At 73.0% G+C, this 26,791-nt stretch carries 25 protein-coding genes; 20 read left to right on the top strand and 5 right to left on the bottom strand.

What is annotated here, in order from left to right:
• Positions 1-152 precede the first annotated feature (152 nt).
• Together OG550_RS12080 and OG550_RS12075 are read right to left on the bottom strand one after the other, a co-directional pair.
• Positions 153-2,051 carry an ABC transporter ATP-binding protein gene (locus OG550_RS12080; protein ID WP_327676807.1) on the bottom strand — a complete coding sequence of 633 codons (1,899 nt, stop codon included), beginning with the start codon at positions 2,049-2,051 and terminating at the stop codon, positions 153-155.
• Positions 2,052-2,242: 191 nt separating this feature from the next.
• On the bottom strand, positions 2,243-3,976 hold the full coding sequence (locus tag OG550_RS12075; protein WP_327676805.1) for an ABC transporter ATP-binding protein: 1,734 nt from the start codon (positions 3,974-3,976) through the stop codon (positions 2,243-2,245).
• A 339-nt stretch (positions 3,977-4,315) separates the two neighbouring features.
• Here OG550_RS12075 and OG550_RS12070 point away from each other — a divergent pair, with 339 nt between their 5' ends.
• The 4 genes from OG550_RS12070 to OG550_RS12055 all read left to right on the top strand — a co-directional run bounded on the left by OG550_RS12070 (position 4,316) and on the right by OG550_RS12055 (position 8,796).
• Positions 4,316-6,238, top strand: coding sequence for an AMP-dependent synthetase/ligase (locus OG550_RS12070; RefSeq protein ID WP_327676803.1), 1,923 nt, complete (start codon positions 4,316-4,318; stop codon positions 6,236-6,238).
• 57 nt (positions 6,239-6,295) lie between these two features.
• Complete coding sequence (gene hemW / locus OG550_RS12065; RefSeq protein WP_327676802.1) at positions 6,296-7,525, top strand: radical SAM family heme chaperone HemW; 1,230 nt, start codon at positions 6,296-6,298, stop codon at positions 7,523-7,525.
• Positions 7,526-7,567: 42 nt separating this feature from the next.
• Entirely contained in the window at positions 7,568-8,122 is a 555-nt protein-coding gene (locus tag OG550_RS12060; protein ID WP_327676801.1) for a Uma2 family endonuclease, read from the top strand.
• Between the two features lie 116 nt (positions 8,123-8,238).
• Positions 8,239-8,796, top strand: coding sequence for a Uma2 family endonuclease (locus OG550_RS12055; RefSeq protein WP_327676799.1), 558 nt, complete (start codon positions 8,239-8,241; stop codon positions 8,794-8,796).
• A gap of 6 nt (positions 8,797-8,802) precedes the next feature.
• On the opposite strand, the gene OG550_RS12050 is transcribed toward OG550_RS12055, so the two are convergent.
• The 3 genes from OG550_RS12050 to htpX form a co-directional block, all read right to left on the bottom strand.
• The gene (locus OG550_RS12050) at positions 8,803-9,636 is read right to left on the bottom strand and encodes a DUF3097 domain-containing protein (protein ID WP_327676797.1); all 834 of its coding nucleotides are present in this window, start codon (positions 9,634-9,636) and stop codon (positions 8,803-8,805) included.
• Between the two features lie 30 nt (positions 9,637-9,666).
• Complete coding sequence (pspAB, locus tag OG550_RS12045) at positions 9,667-10,251, bottom strand: PspA-associated protein PspAB (RefSeq protein ID WP_327676795.1); 585 nt, start codon at positions 10,249-10,251, stop codon at positions 9,667-9,669.
• A 132-nt stretch (positions 10,252-10,383) separates the two neighbouring features.
• The gene (gene htpX / locus OG550_RS12040) at positions 10,384-11,304 is read right to left on the bottom strand and encodes a zinc metalloprotease HtpX (protein ID WP_327676793.1); all 921 of its coding nucleotides are present in this window, start codon (positions 11,302-11,304) and stop codon (positions 10,384-10,386) included.
• 260 nt (positions 11,305-11,564) lie between these two features.
• Between htpX and hrcA the strand changes: the two genes are divergently transcribed.
• From hrcA to OG550_RS11960, 16 genes are all read left to right on the top strand, one after another.
• Entirely contained in the window at positions 11,565-12,599 is a 1,035-nt protein-coding gene (gene hrcA, locus OG550_RS12035; RefSeq protein WP_327676791.1) for a heat-inducible transcriptional repressor HrcA, read from the top strand.
• Positions 12,600-12,674: 75 nt separating this feature from the next.
• The gene (dnaJ, locus tag OG550_RS12030) at positions 12,675-13,820 is read left to right on the top strand and encodes a molecular chaperone DnaJ (RefSeq protein WP_327676789.1); all 1,146 of its coding nucleotides are present in this window, start codon (positions 12,675-12,677) and stop codon (positions 13,818-13,820) included.
• Positions 13,821-13,911: 91 nt separating this feature from the next.
• Positions 13,912-14,661 (top strand): 16S rRNA (uracil(1498)-N(3))-methyltransferase, encoded by a 750-nt coding sequence (locus tag OG550_RS12025; protein WP_327676787.1) that lies wholly within the window; start codon positions 13,912-13,914, stop codon positions 14,659-14,661.
• A gap of 165 nt (positions 14,662-14,826) precedes the next feature.
• The gene (locus OG550_RS12020) at positions 14,827-18,075 is read left to right on the top strand and encodes a S41 family peptidase (protein WP_327676785.1); all 3,249 of its coding nucleotides are present in this window, start codon (positions 14,827-14,829) and stop codon (positions 18,073-18,075) included.
• Between the two features lie 146 nt (positions 18,076-18,221).
• On the top strand, positions 18,222-18,842 hold the full coding sequence (locus OG550_RS12015) for an RDD family protein (RefSeq protein ID WP_327676784.1): 621 nt from the start codon (positions 18,222-18,224) through the stop codon (positions 18,840-18,842).
• Positions 18,843-18,973: 131 nt separating this feature from the next.
• Positions 18,974-19,327, top strand: coding sequence for a histidine triad nucleotide-binding protein (locus OG550_RS12010; protein ID WP_327676782.1), 354 nt, complete (start codon positions 18,974-18,976; stop codon positions 19,325-19,327).
• Positions 19,328-19,331: 4 nt separating this feature from the next.
• Positions 19,332-20,255 carry a ribonuclease Z gene (locus OG550_RS12005; protein ID WP_327676780.1) on the top strand — a complete coding sequence of 308 codons (924 nt, stop codon included), beginning with the start codon at positions 19,332-19,334 and terminating at the stop codon, positions 20,253-20,255.
• 227 nt (positions 20,256-20,482) lie between these two features.
• On the top strand, positions 20,483-21,610 hold the full coding sequence (locus OG550_RS12000) for a PhoH family protein (RefSeq protein WP_442905985.1): 1,128 nt from the start codon (positions 20,483-20,485) through the stop codon (positions 21,608-21,610).
• Positions 21,611-21,624: 14 nt separating this feature from the next.
• A complete protein-coding gene (gene ybeY, locus OG550_RS11995; protein ID WP_238741059.1) occupies positions 21,625-22,119 on the top strand; it encodes an rRNA maturation RNase YbeY in 495 nt (164 codons plus the stop codon).
• Between the two features lie 19 nt (positions 22,120-22,138).
• Positions 22,139-23,464 carry a hemolysin family protein gene (locus OG550_RS11990; RefSeq protein WP_327676775.1) on the top strand — a complete coding sequence of 442 codons (1,326 nt, stop codon included), beginning with the start codon at positions 22,139-22,141 and terminating at the stop codon, positions 23,462-23,464.
• 33 nt (positions 23,465-23,497) lie between these two features.
• Complete coding sequence (locus tag OG550_RS11985; protein ID WP_327676772.1) at positions 23,498-23,734, top strand: hypothetical protein; 237 nt, start codon at positions 23,498-23,500, stop codon at positions 23,732-23,734.
• Between the two features lie 12 nt (positions 23,735-23,746).
• Positions 23,747-24,286 (top strand): DUF4383 domain-containing protein, encoded by a 540-nt coding sequence (locus tag OG550_RS11980; RefSeq protein ID WP_327676770.1) that lies wholly within the window; start codon positions 23,747-23,749, stop codon positions 24,284-24,286.
• A 35-nt stretch (positions 24,287-24,321) separates the two neighbouring features.
• Positions 24,322-24,675 carry a cytidine deaminase gene (locus tag OG550_RS11975; RefSeq protein WP_327676768.1) on the top strand — a complete coding sequence of 118 codons (354 nt, stop codon included), beginning with the start codon at positions 24,322-24,324 and terminating at the stop codon, positions 24,673-24,675.
• Between the two features lie 152 nt (positions 24,676-24,827).
• Entirely contained in the window at positions 24,828-24,989 is a 162-nt protein-coding gene (locus OG550_RS11970) for a hypothetical protein (RefSeq protein ID WP_327676766.1), read from the top strand.
• 55 nt (positions 24,990-25,044) lie between these two features.
• Positions 25,045-25,974 (top strand): GTPase Era, encoded by a 930-nt coding sequence (era, locus tag OG550_RS11965; protein ID WP_327676764.1) that lies wholly within the window; start codon positions 25,045-25,047, stop codon positions 25,972-25,974.
• Between the two features lie 44 nt (positions 25,975-26,018).
• The gene (locus tag OG550_RS11960) at positions 26,019-26,732 is read left to right on the top strand and encodes an alpha/beta fold hydrolase (protein WP_327676762.1); all 714 of its coding nucleotides are present in this window, start codon (positions 26,019-26,021) and stop codon (positions 26,730-26,732) included.
• Positions 26,733-26,791: the final 59 nt, after the last annotated feature.

Raw genomic sequence — 26,791 nt, 5'->3', positions numbered from 1 at the left:
GCGGGGTCGGGGCGGCCCGGGGCCCGGCCGGGGGCGTGGTCGCAGGCCGGGAGCCTGCCGGGCGCCCCGGGTACCGCCCCCGACGGCGGGAGCCCGGGACGGAGCGGCCCTCGGGCCTCCCGCCCCGGGCTCCCGCCCGGTGTCCGTCGCCGTCACTCGACCTCGGCGACCGCCTCGGCGAACTGCGCCTTGTAGAGCCGCGCGTACGCGGCGTCGGCGGCGATCAGCTCGTCGTGCGTGCCCTGCTCGACGATCGAGCCGTCCTCCATCACCAGGATCACGTCGGCGTCCCGGATGGTGGAGAGCCGGTGGGCGATCACGAAGCTGGTGCGGCCGCTGCGCAGCCGGGCCATGGCGCGCTGGATGAGCACCTCGGTCCGGGTGTCGACCGAGCTGGTCGCCTCGTCGAGGACGAGGATCGACGGCTGGGCGAGGAAGGCCCGGGCGATGGTGATCAGCTGCTTCTCGCCGGTGCTGACGCCGGCGCCGTCGTCGTCGATGACGGTCTCGTAGCCCTCCGGGAGGGTGCGGACGAAGCGGTCGACGTGCGCGGCCCGGGCGGCTTCGACGACCTGTTCGCGGGTGGCGCCGTCGGCGCCGTAGGCGATGTTGTCGGCGATGGTGCCGCCGAACAGCCAGGTGTCCTGGAGGACCATGCCGATGCCGGAGCGCAGGTCTTCGCGGGACATCGCGGCGATGTCGACGCCGTCGAGGGTGATCCGGCCGGAGCTGACCTCGTAGAACCGCATCAGCAGGTTGACCAGGGTGGTCTTGCCGGCGCCGGTGGGGCCGACGATGGCGACGGTCTGGCCGGGCTCGACCTTGAGCGAGAGGTCGTCGATGAGCGGCTTGCCGGGGTCGTAGCGGAAGGCGACGTCCTGGAAGACGACCCGGCCGCGCAGGGCGTCGGGGCGTTCCGGCATGGCCGGTTCGGGGGTCTGCTCGGGCGCGTCGAGGAGTTCGAAGATGCGCTCGGCGGAGGCGACGCCGGACTGCACCAGGTTGGCCATGCTGGCGACCTGGGTGAGCGGCTGGCTGAACTGCCGGGAGTACTGGATGAACGCCTGGACGTCGCCGATGCTGAGCGCGCCGCTCGCCACCCGCAGGCCGCCGACCACGGCGATCAGCACGTACTGCAGGTTGCCGATGAGCATCATCGCGGGCTGGATGACGCCGGAGATGAACTGGGCCTTGAAGCTGGCCGCGTAGAGGGCGTCGTTGTGCTCGCGGAAGGTCTCGGCGGACTCCTTCTGCCGGCCGAAGACCTTGACCAGGGTGTGCCCGGTGTACATCTCCTCGATGTGCGCGTTGAGCTGCCCGGTGGACTTCCACTGCTGGACGAACTGGGGCTGGGCGCGCTTGCCGACCCGGGTGGCGACGAGCACCGAGAGCGGGACGGCGATCAGGGCGATCAGCGCGAGCAGCCAGGAGATCCAGAACATCATGGCGAGGACGCCGACCACGGTCAGCAGCGAGTTGATCACCTGGCCGGTGGTCTGCTGCATCGTCTGGCTGATGTTGTCGATGTCGTTGGTCACCCGGCTGAGCACCTCGCCGCGCGGCTGCCGGTCGAAGTAGCTGAGCGGCAGCCGGGCGAGCTTGGCCTCGGCGTCCTGGCGCAGCCGGTAGCCCGCCCGCTGGATGGCGCGGGCGGCGAGGCGGCCCTGGACGACGCCGAAGACGGAGGACGCGACGTAGATCGCCAGCACCCAGAGCAGGACGGTGCCGATGGCGCCGAAGTCCATGCCCTGGCCGGGGACGAAGTCGACGGAGGAGAGCAGGCCGGCGATGTCGTCGTCGCCGCGTCCGCGCACGGCGTCGACGACCTCCTGCTTGGAGGCGCCGGCCGGGAAGCGGCCGCTGACGACGCCGGCGAAGATCAGGTCGGTGGCGTTGCCGAGGATCTTGGGGCCGATGACGGCGCAGCCGATGCTGAGCACGCCGAGGCCGAGGACGCCGGCGATGAGGCCGCGTTCCGGGCGGAGGAGTTTCAGCAGGCGCTTGCCGGAGCCCTTGAAGTCCATGGACTTCTCGGCGCCCTGGCCGCCCATGAAGCGGCCGGGGCCGGCGGGGCCGCGGCGGGCTGCGGCGGCCTGGGAGTCGCCGGCCGGTGCGGGCCGGCCGCCTCCGGGCCGGCCGGGGCCGCCTCTGCCGGGTCCACCGGGACCCCCGGGTCCACCGGGTCCACCCGGGCCGCCGGTGGGCGGGTTCGTCCGGTCCGGCGCGGGCTTGTCGGGCGTGGTCACGCCGCCTCCTGCTCGGTGAGCTGGGAGAGCACGATCTCCCGGTACGTCGGGTTGCCGGCCATGAGTTCGCCGTGGGTGCCGCTGCCGACGACGGCGCCTTCGTCGAGGACGATGATCCGGTCGGCGTCGCGGATGGTGGAGACGCGCTGGGCGACGATCACCACGGTGGCGTCGGAGGTCTCGCGGGCGAGGGCCTTGCGCAGCCTGGCGTCGGTGGCGTAGTCGAGCGCGGAGAACGAGTCGTCGAAGAGGTAGATGTCGGGCCGCCGGACCAGGGTGCGGGCGATGGCCAGGCGCTGCCGCTGGCCGCCGGAGACGTTGCCGCCGCCCTGGGCGATCGGCGCGTTCAGGCCCTCGGCGAGCTGTTCGACGAACTCCTTGGCCTGGGCGATCTCCAGGGCGTGCCAGAGCTCCTCGTCGGTGGCGTCCGGCCGGCCGTAGCGGAGGTTGCTGGCGACGGTGCCGGAGAACAGGTAGGGCTTCTGCGGGACGAGCCCGACGCTGTCGGCGATGGTCTCGGGGGCGAGTTCGCGGACGTCGACGCCGTTGAGCAGGACCTGGCCCGTGGTGGCGTCGAAGAGCCGGGGGACGAGGCCGAGCAGGGTGGACTTCCCGCTGCCGGTGGAGCCGATGACGGCGGTGGTCTCACCGGGGCTGGCGGCGATGTCGATGCCGCGCAGGACCGAGGCCTCGGCCCCGGGGTAGCGGAAGTCGACGTCGCGCAGTTCGAGGTGGCCGCGGCGGAGCACCTCGGTGACGGGGGCGGCGGGCGGGACGACGCTGGAGCTGGTGGTGAGCACCTCCTGGATCCGCTCGGCGCAGACCTCGGCGCGCGGCACCATCATGAACATGAAGGTGGCCATCATGACGCTCATCAGGATCTGCAGCAGGTAGGAGAGGAACGCGGTGAGCGCGCCGATCTCCATGTCCCCGCTGTCGATCCGGTGGGCGCCGAACCAGAGCACGGCGACGCTGGAGACGTTCACGACCAGCATCACGCTGGGGAAGAGGTAGGCCATCAGCTTGCCGACCTGGAGCGAGACCCCGGTGAGGTCCTCGTTGGCGCCGGCGAACCGGGCCTGCTCGTGGTCGTCCTTGACGAAGGCCCGGATGACCCGGATGCCGGTGATCTGCTCGCGCAGGACCCGGTTCACGGTGTCGATCTTCTCCTGCATGCTGCGGAAGCGCGGGCGCAGCGCCCGCACCAGCAGGATGACGACGGCGCCGAGGGTGGGCACCACGGCGAGCAGCAGCCCGGAGAGCGGCACGTCCTGGTTGAGCGCCATGATGATGCCGCCGACGCACATGATCGGCGCGGCCACCATCATCGTGAACGTCATCAGCACCAGCATCTGGACCTGCTGGACGTCGTTGGTGGTCCGGGTGATCAGCGAGGGGGCGCCGAACTGGCCCATCTCGCGCGAGGAGAAGCCCTGCACGCGGTCGAAGATGTCGGTGCGGACGTCCCGGCCGAGGGCCATCGCGGTGCGCGCGCCGTAGTAGACGGCGCAGATGGCGCAGAGGGTCTGGAGCAGGGTGATGCCGATCATCACGGCACCCACGCGCAGGATGTATCCGGTGTCGCCCTTCACCACGCCGTTGTCGATGATGTCGGCGTTGAGCGTCGGCAGGTAGAGCAGGCCGAGGGTGGAAATCAGCTGGAGCAGCACCAGCAGGGTGATCGGTCGGGTGTACGGGCGGAGGTACGCCCTGAGCAGTCTGATCAGCACTGGCTCACTCTTGTCGTCGGCGGCGGCTTTGGCATCCCAATTCTCGGTCTTCGGCCGGCTCGCGCAGGCCATTCCGGGCAAGCGAGCCGGATCTTTGTCCAGCCCTTTGCCGAACGTTCCGGCGGGCGGCCTTGTGCCGTGCACCGGCGGATCGGGAGGGTGCCAGCTGGGCGCCCCCTCTTACGGAATGACCGGTTTCCCCCTAGGCTGCTGATTGCCCCCTTGTTACTCACCGGTACCGGCCTGGTTACCGCGGGGGGCCGGCGACCGCCCCCACGGACGCCGCGACAATCCCTCAGAGCCTTCCCTCAGACGGCCACCCGCTCCCGGAGGTCCTCGTTGAGTTCCGCGCAGTCCCTGATCGACTCCGGCCGCGCCGACATCGTCGCCGGGCGCCCCGCCTCCGTCGCCCACCTGTTCCTGGAGCGCGTCGCCGCCACCCCGGGTGCCGAGGCCTACCGCTACCCGGCCCCGGTGGACGAGCAGGCGGCGGACAGCGCCCCCGGCGCCGAGCAGTGGCGTTCGGTGACCTGGGCCCAGGCCGCCACCCGGGTGTACGCGGTGGCCGCCGGTCTGCTGTCGCTGGGCATCCGGTCCGAGGACCGGGTCGCCCTCTCCTCCTCCACCCGGCTGGAGTGGGTCCTCGCCGACCTCGGCAACATGTGCGCGGGCGCGGCCACCACCGCCGTCTACCCGAGCACCAACGCCGACGAGACCGCGTTCATCCTCTCCGACTCCGGCTCCCGGGCCATCTTCGCCGAGAACGCCGCCCAGCTGGCCAAGGTCCTCGCCGAGCAGGAGCGGCTGCCCGAGCTGAAGACCGTCATCCTCTTCGACGCGGTCGCCGAGGTCCCCGAGGCCGCCGGGCTGACCGTGATCACCTTCGCCGAGCTGGAACAGCTCGGCACCGAGTACCTGGCCGAGCACCCCGACGCCGTCGAGCGGACCATCGCCGCGCTCGACAAGGAGCAGTTGGCCACCCTCATCTACACCTCGGGCACCACCGGTCGGCCCAAGGGCGTGCGCCTGGTGCACGACTGCTGGGCGTACGAGGGGAGGGCGCAGGAGGCCAGCGGGCTGCTGGCCGCCGACGACGTGCAGTTCATGTGGCTGCCGCTGTCGCACGTCTTCGGCAAGACGCTGATCTCGGGGCAGATCGCCACCGGCCACGTGATGGCCCTGGACGGGCGGGTCGACCGGATCATCCACAACCTGCCGGTGATCCGGCCGACCATCATGGCCTCGGCGCCGCGCATCTTCGAGAAGGTCTACAACGGCATCGCCGGCAAGGCCCGGGCGGAGGGCGGCGCCAAGTACAAGATCTTCCTGTGGGCGGCCCGCACCGCCCGCGAGTACGCCCGCACCGCCCAGGCCAACCGGATCGCCACCGGCAGCGACCGCGTGCCGTTCGCCCTCGGCCTCAAGCACTCCCTGGCCGACAAGCTGGTGTACGCGAAGATCCGGGCCGCGTTCGGCGGCCGGCTGCGCGGCGCGGTGTCCGGCAGCGCCGCGCTCGCCCCCGAGATCGGCTACTTCTTCGTCGGCGCCGGGGTGCCGATCCTGGAGGGCTACGGACTGAGCGAGACCAGCGCCGGCTCGTGCGTCAACCGGGCGGAGGACATCCGGGTCGGCACGGTCGGCCGCCCGCTGCCCGGCACCGAGGTCCGGATCGCCGAGGACGGCGAGATCCTGCTGCGCGGCCCCGGCATCATGCGCGGCTACCACAACCTGCCGGAGAAGACCGCCGAGGTGCTGGAGGCCGACGGCTGGTTCCACACCGAGGACATCGGCGAGCTGTCGGCGGACGGCTTCCTGCGGATCACCGACCGCAAGAAGGACATGTTCAAGACCTCCGGCGGCAAGTACGTCGCGCCCAGCGAGGTGGAGGGCAAGTTCAAGGCGGTCTGCCCGTTCGTCAGCAACATCCTGGTGATCGGCAACGGCCGCAACTTCTGCACCGCGCTGATCGGCCTGGACGAGGCGGCGATCATGCCGTGGGCCGCCGAGCACGGCCTGGCCGGCAAGTCCTACGCCGAGGTGGTCGCCGACCCGCAGGTGCACAAGCTGATCGACGGCTTCGTGCAGCGGCTCAACGCCGACCTCCAGCGCTGGCAGACGGTGAAGAGGTTCCACCTGCTGCCGCGCGACCTGGACGTCGAGCACGGCGAGCTCACCCCGAGCCTGAAGATCAAGCGCCCGGTGGTCGAGCGCGAGTACGCGGACGCCGTGACCGCGATGTACGCGGGCGCCAACGAGGCCTGAGCCGCCCCGTCCCGTACGGCCCGGGGGAGCACCCGGGCCGTACGGGACAATGGGGTCATGCCCTCCGCACTCCCCGACGGCGAACCGGTGCCGTCCGACGGTTCCCTGCCCGTGTCCGCGCTCGACGGACTGGGCTCCCGGCCGTTCGGCTTCTACCTGCACGTGCCCTACTGCGCGAGCCGCTGCGGCTACTGCGACTTCAACACCTACACCGCCACCGAGCTGCGCTCCTCGGGCGCCGTCGCCTCGCAGGAGACGTACGCCGACAACGTGGTGGCCGAGGTCCGCCACGCCCGGAAGGTGCTGGGGGACGCCGACCTGCCGGTGCGGACCGTCTTCCTCGGGGGCGGCACCCCCACCCTGCTGCCCGCCGGCGACCTGGTGCGGATGCTGGCCGCGATCCGCGAGGAGTTCGGGCTCGCCGACGGCGCCGAGGTGACCACCGAGGCCAACCCGGAGTCGGTCGACCCGGCGTACCTGGCCGAACTGCGCGAGGGCGGCTACAACCGGGTCTCCTTCGGCATGCAGAGCGCCCGGCCGCACGTCCTGCAGCTGCTCGACCGCCACCACACCCCCGGCCGCCCGGAGGCCTGCGTCGCCGAGGCCCGCGCCGCCGGCTTCGAGCACGTCAACCTCGACCTGATCTACGGCACCCCCGGCGAGTCCGACGACGACTGGCGGGCCTCCCTGGACGCGGCGATCGGCGCCGGCCCGGACCACGTCTCCGCGTACTCGCTGATCGTCGAGGACGGCACGAAGCTCGCCGCCCGGGTCAAGCGCGGCGAACTGCCGATGATCGACGACGACGTGCACGCCGACCGCTACCTGATCGCCGAGCGGGCGCTCACCGCCGCCGGCTACTCCTGGTACGAGGTCTCCAACTGGTCCACCGCCCCCGAGGGCCGCTGCCGCCACAACGAGCTGTACTGGACCGGCGGCGACTGGTGGGGCGCGGGCCCCGGCGCGCACAGCCACGTCGGCGGCGTCCGCTGGTGGAACGCCAAGCACCCGGCCGCCTACGCGCAGGCCCTCGCCGAGGGGCGCACCCCCGCCCAGGGCCGTGAGCGGCTCACCGCCGAGGACCGCCGGGTCGAGCGGATCCTGCTGGAGCTGCGCCTCGCCGAGGGCATCCCGCTGGACCTGCTGACGGAGACCGGCCTGAAGGCCGCGCGGCAGCACCTGGCCGACGGCCTCCTCGACGCCGCCCCCCACGCCGCCGGCCGCGCGGTCCTCACCCTCCGGGGGCGCCTGCTGGCCGACGCGGTCGTGCGTGACCTGGTGGACTGACGTTCGTTGACGTGGGTGTCAGCCGTCGAGGGGGAGCGTGCGATGACCGCCATCGATGACCGGGTGACAGGGATCTTCGAGAACCTTGAGGTTCCGGAGGGTGTCAAGGCCGAGCTCATCCGGGGGGAAATCGTGATGACGGCGGGGCCGGACATGGTCCACAACTGGATCGTCGAGGCGATCGTCGACCAGATCCCCCGCGCCCGCTGGCACCGGCTCCAGACGCAGGACGTGGCGTTCCCCCGCGAGGCCGGTGAGCCGCAGCCGGACCTGGTGGTGATCGAGCGAGGCGCGGTCGAGGGGCCCGGGCGGCTGATCCCCGCGCCAGCGGTGACGGTGGCTGTTGAGGTCGTGTCCAGGACCAGCGCCCACCGCGACTACCACGTCAAGCGGGAGATGTACGCGGGAGGGCCGATTCCGGTCTATCTGATCGTCGATCCGATCAAGGGGCAGTGCGTGCTGCTGACCGAGCCGATGGCGTCGACGGCCTCGGGCGTGCCGGACTACTGGTCCGAGCGCACCACGAAGTTCGGCGACCCGATTCCGCTGGAACGCCTGGGCATCACGCTCGACACCGGAGATTTCGGAACGCTATGAAGCCAGCAGTCGCGCGGTCCTCACCCTCCGGGGGCGCCTGCTGGCCGACGCGGTCGTGCGTGACCTGGTGGACTGATATTCGTTAACGTGGTGCCAGCCGTCGGAGGGAGCGTGCGATGACCGCCATCGATGACCGGGTGACAGGGATCTTCGAGAACCTTGAGGTTCCGGAGGGCTTCAAGGCCGAACTCATCCGGGGGGAAATCGTGATGATGGCGGGGCCGGACATGGTCCACAACCTCATCGTCCTGGCGATCCAGCACCAGATTCCCTACGACCGGTGGCGTCCGCTCACCACGCAGGACCTGGCGATCCCCGGCCAGACCAGTGAACCGCAGCCGGACCTGGTCGTCTTCGAACGGGGCGCGGTCGAGGAACACGGCCGACTGCTGCCGTCCCCCTCGGTCACCCTGGTGGTCGAGGTCGTGTCCAGGACCAGCGTCGACCGGGACTACCGGACCAAGCGGGAGATGTACGCCGAGGGCGTGATCCCCGCCTACCTGATCGTCGATCCGATCGAGGGGCGGTGCGTGCTGCTGACCGAGCTGGACGGGGGTGCCGGGACCGGGCAGCCGCGCTACATGTCCGAGCGGACCAGCAAGTTCGGCGATCCCGTCCCGGTCGACGCGCTCGGTGTCACGCTGGACACGGCCGACTTCCAGCGGTACGTCTGATCCGCCTCACTCCGGCAGCGTCACGAAGTCGATGAGCTCCTCGACCCGGCCGAGCAGTTCCGGCTCCAGGTCCCGGTAGGAGTCCACCGAGGCGAGGATGCGTTTCCAGGCGGCGGGGGTGTCCACCGGCCAGCCGAGGCGGCGGCAGACGCCCTCCTTCCACTCCTCGCCGCGCGGGACGGCGGGCCAGCCCGGGATGCCCACGCTGGACGGCTTCACGGCCTGCCAGACGTCGATGTACGGGTGCCCCACCACGAGGACGGCCTCGCCGGTGACCCGGGCGGCGATGCGGTGCTCCTTGGTTCCGGGGAGCAGGTGGTCGACCAGGACGCCGAGCCGCCGGCCGGGCCCGGGGGCGAACTCGGCGACGATCGCGGGCAGGTCGTCGACGCCCTCCAGGTACTCGACCACCACGCCCTCGATCCGCAGGTCGTCGCCCCAGACCCGTTCGACCAGCTCGGCGTCGTGCCGGCCCTCGACGTAGATCCGGGACTCGCGGGCCACCCGGGCCCGGGCGCCGGGCACCGCGACCGAGCCGGAGGCGGTGCGGCCGGGGGCACGGGAGGGCGCCGGAGCGGCCGCGGCGGGCCGGACCAGGGTGACGACGCGGCCCTCCAGCAGGAAGCCGCGCGGCACCAGCGGGAAGACCCGGTGCTTGCCGAACCGGTCCTCCAGGGTGACGGTGAACCCCTCGGCGGTCTTCTCGCAGCGCACCACGGCCCCGCAGAAGCCGCTCGCCGCCTCCTCGACCACCAGGTCGCGCTCGGCTGCGACCTCGGGGGCGGGCTGCTGCCTCTTCCACGGCGGGGTCAGGTCGGGTCCGTACTGGCGGCTGCGCATGCAGCGACTATAGGGAAGGCGGACGAAGGGTCAGAGACCCGGCGCGCCCCAGACCGGGAACCAGCGGGTGAGGTCCTTCTCCAGCCGCAGGTCGTTCCCCAGCAGGGCGTTGACCTGCAGTTCCAGCGGGCTGTCGCGCTTCTCGCCGCCGCCGGGCACCGGGGCGAAGGGGTAGAAGGTGCCGCGCTTGTACAGGTACACCAGGGCCAGCGGCCGGTCGGCCTCGTTGCGGAAGGCGACCAGCGAGCAGAGCAGCTGCGGCCCGAAGCCGTTGGCCTCCAGCTCGCTGTTGACCGCGTGGAGGTCGTTGACGAGCTCCGGAAGCTCCCCGGGCGCGTGCCGGGCCAGCAGCCAGGAGTAGCCGTAGGCGTCCTTGGAGGCCTCGACGGGGACGCCGCCGCGTTCGGTGTCGGCGTCCAGGAGGGCCCGGACCTGGCGTTCGACCTCGCCGAACGCCCCGCCCTCCACCGAGGCGAAGCAGACCGACCCGACCCCGGTGGGCCGGAAGCCGGCCGCCGCCTCCAGGGTGAGCGCGGCGGACGGCACGCCGAACAGCTGGTCGAGGTCGGGCCTGACGGGCTTGGTGCGGCCGAACAGGGCGTCCAGGATTCCCACGGTGGTCCCTTTCCCTCCCCTCCCGGAGGAGGCGGTTCACGAGGAGGCGGTTCGGTGGAGGCGGTCCGGCGGCCGGATCGGCGGCCGGTCGGCGGCCGATCAGCCGCCGGTCAGCGGTCGGTCGGCGGCCGGTCAGTGGCCGAGCCGGGTGGAGATCTCCGCCAGCTGCTCCAGCCGCTTCTCCAGCGTCGGGTGGGTGGAGAACAGCTGGGTGGCGGTCTCCCGGGCGCTCAGCGCGGGGGCGAAGTAGAAGGCGTTGTAGGCCTGCGCCTGGCGCAGGTCCTTGGTCGGGATGGCGGCGATCTGGCCGGTCACCTTGGTGAGCGCCGAGGCCAGCGCACTGGGGCGGCCGGTGAGCTGGGCGGCGGCCCGGTCGGCTGCCAGCTCCCGGTAGCGGGAGAGCAGCCTGGTCAGCAGGAAGCTGATCGCGTAGACGACGACCGACACCAGCGGGATGACGAGCGCGGCGAGCGCGGCGTTGGAGTCGTTGCTGTTGCGGCCGCCGCCCATGAACCCGCCGTACATGGCGATCCGGGTCATGGCCCCGGCGAGGACGCCGAGGAAGCCGGCGATCGTCATCACCGCGACGTCCCGGTGGGCGACGTGGGACAGCTCGTGGGCGAGCACCCCCTCCAGCTCCTCGGGTTCCAGCCGGCGGAGCAGGCCGGTGGTGACGCAGACCACCGCGTTCTTCGGGTTGCGGCCGGTGGCGAAGGCGTTCGGCATGTCGTTGTCGGCGACCGCGACCCGGGGTTTGGGCATGTCGGCCAGTGCGCAGAGCCGGTCGACGGTGCCGTGCAGCTGCGGGTACTGCTCGGGGGTGACGCGGTGGGCGCCCATGGCGCGTTCGGTGATCCTGTCGCTGAACCAGAACTGGGCCACGAACAGGCCGCCGGAGATCAGCACGATGATCGGCCAGGCGCCGCGCAGCAGCACGATCAGCAGTCCGGTGAATCCGACGTACAGCAGCCCGATCACGAACATCGTCCCGACCATCCGGCCGGTCAGGCCGCGGTCCGGTGCGAAGCGGCTGTGCTGGCCCGAGGTCGACATCGCTGGTCCTCCGTTCGCCGTTCGCTTCCGATGCTGCCACCCGCCCGGCCCCGCGGCATCACCCGCGCGCCGCGAACTGCGGGCAGGATCACCCCGGCCGGGCCGTTCCTGAGGTCGGACCCGGGCCTTACACTGGCAGGTACGGTTCTGGCACTCGTGTGTTCCGAGTGCCAAGCCCGGGCCCTCCCAGAGCGGTCCGAAGCGACTCGAAACGGACACTTGTCACAACGGACAACGCGTGAAGACGGAGGTGCGTGCCCATGGCCGGTGAGGTCCGCCAGCTGGACGACCGCAAGCTCGCGGTGCTTCGCGCCATCGTCCAGGACTACGTGGGGACCGAGGAGCCGGTCGGTTCCAAGGCCCTGGTCGAGCGGCACAACCTCGGGGTCTCCCCGGCGACCGTCCGCAACGACATGGCGGCGCTGGAGGAGGACGGCTACATCCACCAGCCGCACACCAGCGCCGGGCGTATCCCCACCGACAAGGGGTACCGCCTCTTCGTGGACCGGCTCGCCGAGGTCAAGCCGATGAGCGCGCCCGAGCGGCGCGCGATCCGGCACTTCCTGGACGGGGCGGTCGACCTCGACGACGTGGTCGCCCGCACGGTCCGGCTGCTCGCCCAGCTGACCCGCCAGGTCGCGGTCGTGCAGTACCCCTCGCTCTCCCGCTCCACCGTGCGGCACATCGAGCTGGTCGCGCTGGCCCCGGTCAAGGTGATGCTGGTGCTGATCACCAACACCGGCCGGGTCGAGCAACGGATGGTGGACTGCCCCGGGGCGGTCGGCGAGACCGTCCTGGCGGACCTCCGGGCCCGGATCAACGCGCGGGCCGCCGGACAGCGGCTGCCCGAGGTCCCGGGACTGCTGGAGGACCTCCCCGCCCAGTTCGAGGCGGGCGACCGGCCGACCGTCGCGACGGTCCTGGCGACGCTCTTCGAGGCGCTCGCCGAACAGAACGAGGAACGGATCATGCTGGCCGGCACGGCCAACCTGACCCGTTTCGGCCACGACTTCCCGTTGACCATCCAGCCGGTGCTGGAGGCACTGGAGGAACAGGTCATCCTGCTCCGCCTCCTGGGTGAGACCGCGGACGCCGGGATGACGGTCCGGATCGGGCGCGAGAACGCCTACGAGGGCCTCAATTCCACCTCCGTCGTCTCGGTCGGTTACGGTTCGGGCGACGAGAGCGTGGCCAAACTGGGTGTGATCGGTCCGACCCGGATGGACTATCCGGGCACAATGGGGGCGGTGCGAGCGGTGGCACGGTACGTGGGCCAGATCCTGGCCGAGTCGTAGGAAAGGCCACCGCCAGGACCCTGGCGGTGGTTCCAGTCGCAAGCACTTCTACAGGCGGAACAAGCGGAGCATTTGGTGGCCACGGACTACTACGCGGTACTCGGCGTCCGACGGGATGCGGGGCAGGACGAGATCAAGAAGGCGTTCCGGCGCCTGGCACGCGAACTGCACCCGGACGTCAACCCGGACCCGAAGACGCAGGAGCGGTTCAAGGAGATCAACGCCGCCTACGAGGTGCTCTCCGATCCGCAGAAGCGTCAGGTCTACGACCTGGGCGGCGACCCGCTGTCGCCGAACGGCGGCGCGGGCGGACCGGGCGGCTTCGGCGCGGGCGCGGCGGGCTTCGGCTTCTCCGACATCATGGACGCCTTCTTCGGCGCGGCCTCCGGCCAGCGCGGACCGCGCTCGCGGACGCGGCGCGGCCAGGACGCCATGATCCGGCTGGAGATCACCCTGGAGGAGGCCGCCTTCGGCACCACCAAGGAACTCCAGGTCGACACGGCCGTCACCTGCACCACCTGCAGCGGCGAGGGCGCGGCCCCCGGTACCTCCGCGCAGACCTGTGACATGTGTCGCGGCAAGGGCGAGGTCTCCCAGGTCACCCGGTCCTTCCTGGGCCAGGTCATGACCTCCCGCCCCTGCCCGCAGTGCCAGGGCTTCGGCACCGTCGTGCCGACCCCGTGCCCGGAGTGCGCCGGCGACGGCCGGGTCCGCGCCCGCCGCACCCTGACCGTCAAGATCCCCGCCGGTGTCGACAACGGCACCCGGATCCAGCTGGCCGGCGAGGGCGAGGTCGGCCCCGGCGGCGGCCCGGCCGGCGACCTCTACGTCGAGATCGCCGAGACCAGCCACACGGTGTTCCAGCGCCGCGGCGACGACCTGCACTGCACCGTCACCATCCCGATGACGGCCGCCTCGCTCGGTACCCAGGTGCCGCTGCAGACCCTGGACGGGCTGGAGGAGGTCGACATCCGGCCCGGCACCCAGTCCGGCCAGTCGATCCCGCTGCACGGCCGCGGCATCACGCACCTGCGCGGCGGCGGCCGGGGCGACCTGATAGTGCACGTCGAGGTGCAGACGCCCACCAAGCTCGATCCCGAGCAGGAGGAGCTGCTGCGCCGCCTCGCGGTGCTGCGCGGCGAGGAGCGGCCGTCCGGCCAGTTCGCGCCCGGGCAGCAGGGGCTGTTCTCCCGGCTGAAGGACGCCTTCAACGGCCGCTGACGGCTCCGGCGCCCGGCACCCCCGCGACAACCGTCCGGGGGCGCCGGGCGCCGTCGTTCCACCGCCCGACCCACCCCGGAGGAAGACCCCCATGACCGCGCCCGTGTTCGTCGTCGAGACCGAGCGGATCGCCGCCGCCGCTCCCGGGGCGCTGGTCCGGCTGGACGGGCCGGAGGGGCGGCACGCGGCCGCCGTGAAGCGGCTGGAGCCGGGCGAGGCCGTCACCCTGGCCGACGGGCTCGGCCTCGGGGTGGACGGCACCGTCGCGGCGGTGCACGGCAAGGACGCCGTCGAGGTGGCGGTCGCGGCCGTGCGCCGCGAGCCCGAGCCGGCGCCGCGGATCGTCGTGGTCCAGGCCCTGCCCAAGGGCGACCGCGGCGAGCTGGCCGTGGAGACCATGACCGAGGTCGGCGTGGACGTGGTGGTCCCGTGGGCGGCGTCCCGCTGCATCACCCAGTGGAAGGGCGAGCGCGGCGCCAAGGCGCTCGCCAAGTGGCGCGCCACCGCGCGGGAGGCGGGCAAGCAGTCCCGCCGGCTGCGGTTCCCCGAGGTCCGCGACCCGGTGACCACCCGGCAGCTGGTCCCGCTGCTGGCCGCCGCCGCGTTCGCGGCCGTGCTGCACGAGGAGGGGGCCGAGCCGCTGGCCGGGGCCGTGCTGCCCGGGACCGGGGACCTCGTGCTGGTGGTCGGCCCCGAGGGCGGGGTCTCCCCGGAGGAGCTGGCCGCCTTCGCCGAGGCCGGCGCCAGGCCGTTCCGGCTCGGCCCGTCGGTCCTGCGCACCTCGACGGCGGGGGTGGCGGCCGGGGCCCTGCTGCTGGGACGCACCGGCCGCTGGAGCTGAGCCGCCCGGCCCGGGCCGGAACGCGATGACCCCGGCCGGTACGGGCCCGCCCGGGCAGCCGCCCCCCGGCCCCCGTCCGGGAGTCCCCCGCCGACCGTCCCCCGACCGGGGCGCGGTCGGCGGAAAACCGGGCGTGGCCGCGGCACCGGTGCCTAGGCTGGCGAGGTGAGCGAACCCGAAACCATCCCCGCCGGCGCCTACCTGCGCCACCCGCACCTGCACGGCGACCTGGTCACCTTCGTCGCCGAGAACGACGTGTGGCTCGCCCCGCTGGACGGCGGCCGGGCCTGGAGACTGACGGCCGATCACCTCCCGGTCCGCCGCCCGAGATTCTCCCCGGACGGCCGGCACGTCGCCTTCACCTCCACCCGGGACGGCGCGCCCGAGGTGCACGTCGTCCCGGTCGACGGCGGCCCGTCCCGGCGGCTGACCCACTGGGGCGACGCCCAGACCCAGCTGCGCGGCTGGACGCCGGACGGCCGGCCGATCGCCACCACCGCCGCCGGGCAGGCCTCGCTGCGCCGCACCTGGGCGTTCGCGGTGCCGCCGGACGGCGGCGAGCCGGCCCGGCTGCCGTACGGACCGGTCGGCGGGCTGTCCTTCGAGCCGGGCGGGGACCGGGCGCTGCTGGTCTCGGCGTTCGGGGTCGAGCCGGCCTGGTGGAAGCGCTACCGGGGCGGGCGGACCGGCAAGCTCTGGATCGGCACGGACCGGTTCGAGCGGATCCACCGGGAGCTCGACGGGAACATCGAATCGCCGCTCTGGGTGGGCGGACCGGGCCGGTCCAGGATCGCCTTCCTCTCCGACCACGAGGGCGTCGGCGCGCTCTGGTCCAGCCTCCCGGACGGCACCGACCTGCGCCGCCACTCCTCCTCCCCGGACGGCTTCTACGCCCGCAACGCCACCACCGACGGCACCCGGGTGGCCTGGCACGCCGCGGGCGACCTCTGGCTGCTGGACGACCTGGCCGGTGCCGAGCCGCGCCGCCTCGACGTCCGCCTGGCGGGCCCGCGCACCGGCCGCCGCCCGCGCCCGGTGCCGGCCGCGCACTGGCTGGAGACCGCCGCCCCCGACCGCACCGGCCGGGCCGGCGCCGTCGTGGTGCGCGGCACCGTGCACTGGCTGACCCACCGGGAGGGCCCGGCCCGCGTCCTGGACGAGACCCCGGGCGTGCGCGGCCGGCTCGCCCGGGTGGTGCCGGGCTCGGGCGAGGACGGCGGGCAGGGGGTGGTCTGGGTGACCGACGCCGAGGGCGAGGACGCGATCGAGTACGCGCCCGCCGTCCTCGGCACCGAGCGCCGCCGACTGGCCGCCGGACGGCTCGGCCGGGTCCGGTCGCTGCTCGTCTCGCCGGACGGCAAGCAGCTGGCGGTCGGCTCGCACGACGGCCGGGTCCTGCTGGTGGCCCTGGCCGACGGTGTCGTGCACGAGCTGGCGCACAGCACCGACGGCGAGGTCAGCGGCCTGGCGTTCAGCCCCGACTCGGCGTGGCTGGCCTGGTCCCAGCCGACCCTCGGGCCGTGGTCGCTGCGCCAGATCGCGCTGGCCAACCTGACCACCCGGACGGTCTCCGAGGCCACCCCGCAGCGCTTCATCGACACCTCGCCGGCCTTCACCGCGGACGGCCGGCACCTGGCGTTCCTCTCGGTGCGCAACTTCGACCCGGTCTACGACTCGCACGTCTTCGACCTGTCCTTCCCGAACGGCTGCCGCCCGTACCTGATCACGCTGGCCGCCGACACGCCGTCCCCGTTCGGGCCGCGGCGGGCCGGCCGGCCGGTCGGCGGGGAGGACGACGAGCCCAAGGCCAAGAAGGCGGACGGCGAGGAGGGCGCGGCCGACGCGCCGCCGGTCACCCGGGTCGACCTGGACGGCATCGCCGACCGGATCGTGCCCTTCCCGGTGGAGGGCGGCCGGTTCGGCACGCTGCGGGCCGCCAGGGACGGCGTGCTGTGGACGCGCGTGCCGCTGCTCGGGGAGCTCGGCGACGAGGCGGCCTCGCTGGAGGACGAGCGGCCGCGCCCCGCGCTGGAGCGGTTCGACTTCCGCAAGCGCCGGGCCGAGCAGCTGGTGGACGGCCTGGACTCGTTCGCGGTGAGCGGCGACGGCACGCGGCTCGCCGTGCTGGACGAGGGCGAGCTGCGGATCGTGCCCGCCGACCACAAGGCCTCCGGCGAGGACGACGAGGTCGAGGTCGACCTCGACCGGCTGCGGGTGACCGTCGACCCGGCCGCCGAGTGGCGGCAGATGTTCGACGAGAACGGCCGCCTGATGCGCGACAACTTCTGGCGCCCGGACCTCGACGGCGTGGACTGGGCCGGCGTGCTGGCCCGCTACCGGCCCCTGGTGGAGCGGATCGGCTCGCACGACGACCTGGTCGACCTGCTCTGGGAGGTGCACGGCGAGCTGGGCACCTCGCACGCCTACGTGCTGCCGCACGGCCTGCACACCGAGGCGGCCCGCCGGCAGGGCCTGCTCGGCGCCGACCTGGTCAAGGACGGCGAGGTCTGGCGGATCGCCCGGATCCTGCCCGGCGAGTCCTCCGACCCCCGGGCCCGCTCGCCGCTGGCCGCGCCGGGCGCCGCGATCCGCCCCGGCGACGCCGTGCTGGCGGTCAACGGCCGCCCGGTCGACCCGGTGACCGGCCCGGCGCCGCTGCTGGCGGGCACCGCCGGGCAGCCGGTCGAGCTGACCGTGGCCGGCAAGGACGGCACCGACCGGCGGCACCCGGTGGTGGTCCCGCTCGCCGACGACGAGGCGCTGCGCTACCACGACTGGGTGACCGGCCGGCGGGCCGCCGTCCGGGAGCTGTCCGGCGGGCGGCTCGGCTACCTGCACGTCCCCGACATGCAGACCACCGGCTGGGCGCAGATCCACCGCGACCTGCGTTCGGAGATGGCCCGGGAGGGCGTGGTCGTCGACATCCGGGGCAACCGGGGCGGGCACACCTCGCAGCTGGTGATCGAGAAGCTGGCCCGGCGGATCGTCGGCTGGGGCGTGGCCAGGGACGTCGCCAACCCGGCGCCGTACCCGGAGGACGCGCCGCGCGGGCCGGTCGTCGCCCTGGCCGACGAGTACTCCGGCTCGGACGGCGACATCGTCAACGCGGTGATCCAGATGCTGGGCATCGGCCCGGTGGTCGGCACCCGCACCTGGGGCGGGGTGATCGGCATCGACAGCCGGTACTCGCTGGTGGACGGCACCCTGGTGACCCAGCCCAAGTACGCGTTCTGGTCCGAGCGGCACGGCTGGGGCGTGGAGAACCACGGGGTCGACCCGGACGTCGAGGTGCCGGTGCCTCCGCACGCGTGGGCGGCGGGGGAGGACCCGCAGCTCGTCGAGGGCGTCCGGATCGCGCTGGAGGCGCTGGAGCGGACCCCGGCGAAGACGCCCCCGCCGCTGCCCTGGGCGTAGCACCGGGACGGGCTGGAAGCGGGAGGCGGGGCGGGAGGCGGGCGCGTCCGGCCTCCCGCCCCTGGTCCGGGCGGGGGCGGGTACGATGCGGGGCTGTTCTCGATCAAGGTCGGCCCCGGGCCGACCGGCCGCTCACGGGGGAGCACATGGCACAGGGGTACCCGCAGCCGCAGGCACCGGCCCAGTACGGGCCACCGCAGTACGGAGCGCCGCAGTACGGGCCACCGCAGTACGGAGCGCCGCAGTACGGGCCGCCGCACCAGGGCGCGCCGCAGTACGGGCCGCCGCAGTACGGTGCGGCCCCCTACCCGCCGCAGGCGCAGCCGTCGCCTCCCCGGGTGCCGCGCCCCCCGGAGGCGGGCAGCTTCCGGCGGTTCCTCGCGGCCACCGCCGACGCCCTGGCCGCCGTCGCCGCCGGGTTCGCCGCCGCCAAGTCGGCGAGCGGTCCCGACGGCTCGGCCGGCACCTACTTCGGCACGCTGGCGGCCGTCTTCCTCGCCGCCTCCTTCACCAACCAGGTGCTGTTCACCCGCCTCACCGGCTTCAGCCTCGGCAAGGGCCTGCTGGCCCTCCGGTCGGTCCGCCGGGCGGACGGCGGCCGTCCGGGCACCTGGCGGCTGACCAAGCGCTGGCTGCTCGGCTTCGTGATCGTCGTGGTCGGCCTGCTCACCGAGGAGCCGGAGTCCGAGGGCACCGCCGTCGGGGTCCGGGTGGTCCGCCGCAAGCACCTGCGCGAGTACCGGCAGGCCGGGGTGCGGCTCGGCTAGCATGCCGCCGTACGCCCGGACCGGCACCGGGCCCGATCCCGGGTCCGACGCCGAGCCGGGTGCCGTGCCCGACCCCGTCCGACCCCGTCCGACCCCGTCCGATCCGACCGACAATCCGCGAGGAGAACCCGATGGCCGGCGAGCCGCAGCCCGACTGCCTGTTCTGCAAGATCGTGGCCGGCGAGATCCCGGCCACCGTGGTGCGCAAGACCGACCGGGTCCTCGCCTTCCGGGACATCGCCCCGAAGGCCCCGGTGCACGTCCTGGTCATCCCGCACGCCCACTACCCGAACGCCGCCGCGCTGGCCGACGCCGAGCCGGAGATCGCCGGCGAGCTGCTCGCCGAGGCGGGCCGGGTCGCCGCGGACGAGGGCATCGCGGACTACCGGCTGATCTTCAACACCGGCGCCGGCGCCGGGCAGACCGTCTTCCACGCCCACGTGCACGTGCTCGGCGGCATGTCGATGACCGAGCGCATGGTCTAGCCGCGTGTCGCAGCGCGAACTCGTCGTCCTCGGCACCGCGAGCCAGGTCCCGACCCGGCACCGGAACCACAACGGCTACCTGCTGCGCTGGGACGGCGAGGGCCTGCTCTTCGACCCGGGGGAGGGCACCCAGCGGCAGATGCTGCACGCCGGGGTCTCCGCCACCCAGCTCACCCGGATCGCCGTCACGCACTTCCACGGCGACCACAGCCTGGGCCTGGCCGGGGTGATCCAGCGGATCAACCTGGACCGCGTGCCGCACCCGGTCGACGTCTACTTCCCGGCCTCCGGCGAGGTCTACTTCGAGCGGCTGCGGCACGCCACCGCCTTCCACGAGACGGCCGTGCTGCGCCCCCGCCCGATCGAGGACTCCGGCCCGCTGCCCGCGCCCGGCGCCCGGTTCGCGCTGGACGCCGTCCGGCTCTCCCACCCCGTCGAGTCCTTCGGCTACCGGCTGAGCGAGCCGGACGGCCGCCGGCTGGTGCCCGGCCTCCTGGCCGACCTGGGGATCTCCGGCCCGGACGTCGGCCGGCTCCAGCACCAGGGCGCGATCGAGGCGGACGGCCGCCGGGTCACCCTGGAGGAGGTCAGCGAGCCCCGGCCGGGCCAGCGGTTCGCCTTCGTGATGGACACCCGGCTCTGCGAGGGCGTGCACGAGCTGGCGGAGGGCGCGGACCTGCTGGTCATCGAGGCCACCTTCACCGACGCCGACGGGCGGCTGGCCGAGGAGCACGGCCACCTCACCGCCGGCCAGGCGGGCAAGGTCGCCGCCGAGGCCGGCGCGCGGACCCTGGTGCTGACCCACTTCTCCCAGCGCTACCCGGACCTCGGGCAGCACCTCGCCGACGCCCGCAAGCACTTCGACGGCCCGATCGTGCTTGCCGAGGACCTGGCGCGGGTACCAGTACCGCCCCGGCACCGCGCGTGAAGGGCCGCGCGGACCGGCAGCGCCGTCACGGCGCCCGCGGCGACGCGGGCGGCCCGTGGACGGTGCGGAAAACCGCTCGCGCCGCCTCCCGATCTGCCGGAGCATCGTCGGGTGCGGCCCCGCCGCCCGCCGCGGCGATCACGTGCGCGGCGTACCCTGGTGCCCCGGAGAGACCGAGCGGCACCGACGAGACACGGATGGGATGAGGCAGGCCCCAGCGCCGACCTATGAGTGACACATCGCAGACCCGTACCAACGGACAGTCGCGCCCCGAACCGGCGGACGACGGCGGCTCCACCAGCGCCCGGATCGTCATCCCCGAGAAGCACCCGATGGTCACCCTGCTCGGCACCGCGGACTCCTTGCTGCGCGTGATCGAGCGGGGCTTCCCCGCCGCCGACATCCACGTCCGCGGCAACGAGGTCACCGCCACCGGGGAGCGGGCCGAGGTCGCGCTCGTCCAGCGGCTCTTCACCGAGATGATGCTGGTGCTGCGCACCGGCCAACCCCTGACGGAGGACGCCGTGGAGCGCTCCATCGCCATGATCCGGAGTGCCGAGGACGACCCGGACAGCCCGGCACCGTCGCAGGTGTTCACCGCGAACATCCTGTCCAACCGGGGCCGGACCATCCGCCCCAAGACCCTCAACCAGCAGCGCTACGTCGACGCGATCGACAAGCACACCATCGTCTTCGGGCTCGGCCCGGCCGGCACTGGCAAGACCTACCTCGCGATGGCCAAGGCCGTCCAGGCCCTCCAGGCCAAGGAGGTCAACCGGATCATCCTGACCCGTCCGGCCGTCGAGGCGGGGGAGCGGCTGGGCTTCCTGCCCGGCACCCTCTACGAGAAGATCGACCCGTACCTGCGCCCGCTGTACGACGCGCTGCACGACATGATGGACCCGGACTCGATCCCGCGCCTGATGGCCGCCGGGACCATCGAGGTCGCCCCGCTGGCCTACATGCGCGGCCGCACCCTCAACGACGCCTTCATCATCCTGGACGAGGCCCAGAACACCTCGCCCGAGCAGATGAAGATGTTCCTCACCCGCCTCGGGTTCAACTCCCGGGTGGTCGTCACCGGCGACACCAGCCAGATCGACCTCCCGGGCGGCACCCGCAGCGGCCTCAAGGTCGTCCAGGAGATCCTGGTCGACGTGCCCGACATCCACTTCTCCGTCCTCACCAGCACCGACGTGGTCCGCCACAAGCTGGTCGGCCGGATCGTGGACGCGTACGAGCGCTGGGACGCCCGGCAGGAGTCCGAGGAGCGCCCGCTCCCGGCCCAGCCGGCCCAGCCGGCCCAGCGGCGCGGCTCGCGCGCACCCCGACAGTCCCATCGCACCGAAAGCTGAGTAACCAGCCCGTCATGTCGATCGACATCGCCAACGAGTCCGGTTGGGACGCTGACGAGGAAGCCATCCTCGACGTCGCCCGCTACGCACTGGACAAGATGCGGATCCACCCGCAGTCCGAACTGTCCGTGATCCTGGTGGACGGTGCGGCGATGGAGGAGCTGCACATCCAGTGGATGGACCTCCCGGGCCCGACCGACGTGATGTCGTTCCCGATGGACGAGCTGCGACCGGGCAAGGAGGGCGAGGAGCTGCCGCAGGGCCTGCTCGGCGACATCGTCCTCTGCCCCGAGGTCGCCGAGCAGCAGGGCAAGGCGGCCCCGTCCAAGCACTCGATGGACGAGGAGCTGCAGCTGCTCACCGTCCACGGCGTGCTGCACGTGCTCGGGTACGACCACGAGGAGCCGGACGAGGAGGAGGAGATGTTCGGCCTCCAGAAGGCGATCCTCGACGGCTGGCGGGCCGGGCGCGGCCTCGGCGGCATCTCGCCGGCCCCCACCACCCACTGAGCGCGGAGCCCGAACCCCTGTGAGTGGTGAGAGTACGAGTTTCATCCTCGGCGCCGTGCTGCTGGTCGTCCTCGGCTGGCTGGCGGCGTGCGCCGAGGCGGGCATCTCCCGGGTCTCCCGGTTCCGCGCGGAGGAGGCCGTCCGGTCCGGCCGGAAGGGTTCGGCCCGGCTGCTGGCCCTGGCCTCGGACCCGATCCGCTACCTCAACCTGGCCACCCTGATCCGGGTGGCCAGCGAGATGGCGGCGGCCGTCCTGGTCACCGTGGTCTGCGTCCGCAGCCTGGACTCGACCTGGCAGGCCGTGCTGCTGGCGTTCGGCGTGATGGTGCTGGTGTCGTTCGTGGCGGTCGGCGTCTCGCCGCGCACGATCGGGCGCCAGCACCCGCTCTCCACCGCGACCGCCGCCTCCTTCGTGCTGCTGCCGCTGGCCCGGATCCTCGGCCCGATCCCGCGGCTGCTGATCCTGCTCGGCAACGCCCTCACCCCCGGCAAGGGGTACAAGGAGGGCCCGTTCGCCTCCGAGGCGGAGCTGCGGGCGCTGGTCGACCTCGCCGAGAAGAACGACGTCATCGAGGACGAGGAGCGCCGGATGGTGCACTCGGTCTTCGAGCTGGGCGACACCATCGTCCGCGAGGTGATGGTGCCGCGGACCGACCTGGTGATGATCGAGCGGCACAAGACCGTCCGGCAGGCGCTCACCCTGGCGCTGCGCTCGGGCTTCTCGCGGATCCCGGTGGTCGGCGACAACGAGGACGACGTGGTCGGCATCGTCTACCTCAAGGACCTCGTGCGGCGCACCCACATCAACCGGGACTCCGAGTCCGACGAGGTCGGCGCGGTGCTGCGGCCGGCGGTGTTCGTGCCGGACTCCAAGCCGGCCGCCGACCTGCTGCGCGAGATGCAGCAGATGCGCTCGCACGTGGCGATCGTGATCGACGAGTACGGCGGGACCGCCGGCCTGGTCACCATCGAGGACATCCTGGAGGAGATCGTCGGCGAGATCACCGACGAGTACGACCGGGAGATCGCCCCGGTCGAGGACCTCGGGGACGGCACCTACCGGATCACCGCCCGGCTGCTGGTCGAGGACCTGGGCGAGCTGTTCGGGATCGAGCTGGAGGACGAGGACGTCGAGACCGTGGGCGGGCTGCTCGCCAAGCACCTCGGCCGGGTGCCGATCCCCGGTTCGTCCTGCGAGATCCCGCTGCCGGAGGAGGTCCCGGGCGGGCTGACCGCGATCCGGCTGACCGCGGAGAGCTCGGCCGGCCGGCGCAACCGGATCGGCTCGGTGGTGGCCGCCCCGGTCCTGGCGGAGGCCGGTGCGGCCCGGGCGGCCGGCGAGTAGCGCTCCCGTCCTTCCGGAGCGACGATGGAGAGCATGACTCACCAACTTCGCGCGGAGTACGGCCCGCAGGGGACGGCGGGCGGGGTCAAGGTCTGGCACGTGGTGCGGGACGGTGATCCGGCCACCGCCCTGTGCGGCCGCACCATCCCCGCCGACGCCGAGACGCGGCCGGAGCAGGAGTGGGGGACCGGGCTCCGGTGCTGCCAGCAGTGCGGCTCGCTGTACATGCACGAGGTGCCGCACATGCAGGGAAGCCACCCCTACGGCTAGGCGGAGGTCGCCATGAAGCTGCAAGACGAACTGCCCGTCGACCACAAGCTGCTGCTGGTCTGGCGGATCGGTGCGGGGCTCGGCGGGATCTTCCTGATCGTGTTCGGCTGCCTCGGGCTGGCCGACCACCCGGGCTTCCTGTCCACCAGCGGCAGCGACATCGCGGGGATGTCGACCAACGGGGCGCTGAGCATCCTGTCCATCGTGATGGGCGCGGTCCTGGTGGCCGGCGCGGTCATCGGCGGGAACTTCGCCTCCAACCTCAACATGGTGGTCGGCGTGCTGTTCGTGCTCTCCGGCTTCTACGGGCTGACGGTGCTGGGGCGGCCGGACGCCAACATCCTGAACTTCCGGATGTCCAACGTGCTGTTCGCCTTCGTCTTCGGCCTGGTGATCACCACGTTCGGCATGTACGGCCGGGTCAGCAGCCACCTGCCGCACGACAACCCGTACTGGCGCAAGCGGGCCGAGGACGAGGAGCCGCTGCCGTCCGGTCCGAAGACCTTCGTGAAGGTCATGCGGCCGGGCCCGCCGAACCCGATCGGGCACTGATCCGGGGCCGCCGGGCGGCGCCTATGCTCCTGGGCATGAGTGACATCGTCGAGCTCGACCCCGAAGACAAGAAGATCATCACCCTGGCCCGCTCCGCCCGCGCCCGCAACGGCGTCCCGGAGGGGGCCGCGGTGCGTGACGAGACCGGCCGGACGTACGTGGCCGGGACGGTCGCGCTGGAGTCGCTGCAGCTCAGCGCGGTGCAGACGGCGGTGGCGATGGCGGTGGCCAGCGGCGCGAGGTCGCTGGAGGCCGCGGCACTGGTGAGCGAGGCGGAGGAGCCCTCCGCGGCCGACCTGGCGGCGGTCCGGGACCTCGGCGGCGCCGGGACCCCGCTGCTGCTGGCCGGGCCGGACGGGGCGCTGCGGGCCTCCGTCGGGGCGCGCTGAGCGGTCCCGCGGGGAACGGGTCTCCGAGGCGGTCCGCGGAGGCCGCCCGTGGTGCGCGGGCAGGGCGCCCGGGGCGGGTACCCCGGGCGCCCTGTCGTACCGGTTCGGCGGATAATCTCACCGGGGAGTTGCTGCGGTGAGGGGGCTGGGCGATGGGGCCGTTCGCGTTCTTCGCGGGACTGCTGCTGGGCGTGATGGGGATGGGCAAATGGCAGGAGACCGGCTCGCCGTTCTGGCTCTGGGGCTCGGTCTCGTTCCTGGTGATCGTGCTGGTCTGGGGCCTCGCCTCGGTCCTCGGCGGCGGGAAGAAGTGACCCCTCCGGGCGGCCCGGTCCGTCGCGGTCCCCGTGATCAGGGAGAATGGGGCGCATGAGTGCCCCTTCCTCCTCGTACCGCTCCGGCTTCGCGTGCTTCGTCGGCCGGCCCAACGCGGGCAAGTCGACCCTGACCAACGCCCTGGTGGGGACGAAGGTCGCGATCACCTCCGACCGTCCGCAGACCACCCGGCACACCGTGCGCGGCATCGTGCACCGCCCGGACGCCCAGCTCGTCCTGGTCGACACCCCCGGCCTGCACAAGCCGCGCACCCTGCTCGGCGAGCGGCTCAACGACCTCGTCCGCTCCACCTGGGCCGAGGTCGACGTGATCGGCTTCTGCCTCCCCGCCGACCAGAAGCTCGGCCCCGGCGACAAGTTCATCGCCAAGGAACTCGCCGAGATCAAGAAGACCCCCAAGGTGGCCATCGTCACCAAGACCGACCTGGTCGACTCCAAGCGGCTCGCCGAGCAGCTGATCGCCGTCCACCAGCTCGGCATCGAGCTGGGCTTCGAGTGGGCCGAGATCATCCCGGTGTCCGCCGTGGGCGACAAGCAGGTCGACCTCGTCGCCGAACTGATCACCAAGCTGCTCCCCGAGGGCATGCCGCTCTACCCGGACGGCGACCTCACCGACGAGCCCGAGCAGATCATGGTCGCCGAGCTGATCCGCGAGGCCGCCCTGGAGGGCGTCCGGGACGAGCTCCCGCACTCGCTGGCGGTCGTGGTCGAGGAGATGCTGCCGCGCGAGGGCCGGCCCGCGGACCGGCCGCTGCTGGACATCCACGCCAACGTCTACATCGAGCGGCAGAGCCAGAAGGCCATCGTGATCGGGGCCAAGGGCGCCCGGCTCAAGCACGTCGGCACCACCGCCCGCAAGCACATCGAGGCGCTGCTCGGCACGCCGGTCTTCCTGGACCTGCACGTCAAGGTCGCCAAGGACTGGCAGCGGGACCCGAAGCAGCTCCGTAAGCTGGGCTTCTGATCAGTCCGGACGACCGGGGCCGGACCGGGTGACAGGGGGCCGGGATGAAGCTGCACACCCACGAGTGGGGTACCGGCGACCGGCTCGCACTGCTGGTCCACGGGATCATGTCCGACCACCGCACCTGGCGGACGGTCGGGCCGGCGCTGGCCGGGCGCGGCTACCGGGTGATCGCCGTGGACCTGCGGGGCCACGGCGCCAGCCCGCGCGGGGAGGGCGCCACCCCGGCCGACCGGTACGGCCCCGAGCGGCTGGCCGAGGACCTGGTGGACACCCTGCCGGCCGGTGCGGACCTCGCCGTCGGCCACTCGCTCGGCGGCCTGGCCCTGCTGCGGGCGGTCGACCGGCTCCGGCCCGCCCGGGCGGTCTACTCCGACCCGGCCTGGTGCTTCGCCCAGCCCGACCTGTTCGACCCGGTGGTCTTCACCCACTTCCGGCAGGCCACCCGGGAGCAGATCGCCGTGCTCTCCCCGCGCTGGGCCGCGGCGGACGTGGACGTCGAGGTGGCCACCCTGGCTCTCTGGGACCCGGACAGCGCGCTCGGCCTCGCCGACTACTACGCGACGGCCGCCCTGCCCGGGACCCCCGCGGTGCCCTCGCTCGTCCAGCTGCCCGACCGGAGCTTCCTGACCGGGCCCGAGGACGCCGAGCGGCTGCGCGGCGCCGGGTACGAGCTCAGGACGGTGGCCGGCGCCGGGCACACCATCCACCGGGACGACCTCGCGGGCTTCCTGGCCTCGCTCGACGGCTGGCTCTGAGCCTCCGCCGCCGGCACCGGGGGCGGGCGCCAGGCGTCGGCCGTCGCGCCGGACGGGGC

The organism is Kitasatospora sp. NBC_00458 (assembly GCF_036013975.1).
GTDB lineage: Bacteria > Actinomycetota > Actinomycetes > Streptomycetales > Streptomycetaceae > Kitasatospora.
This window is presented reverse-complemented; position numbering and strand designations above follow the sequence as displayed.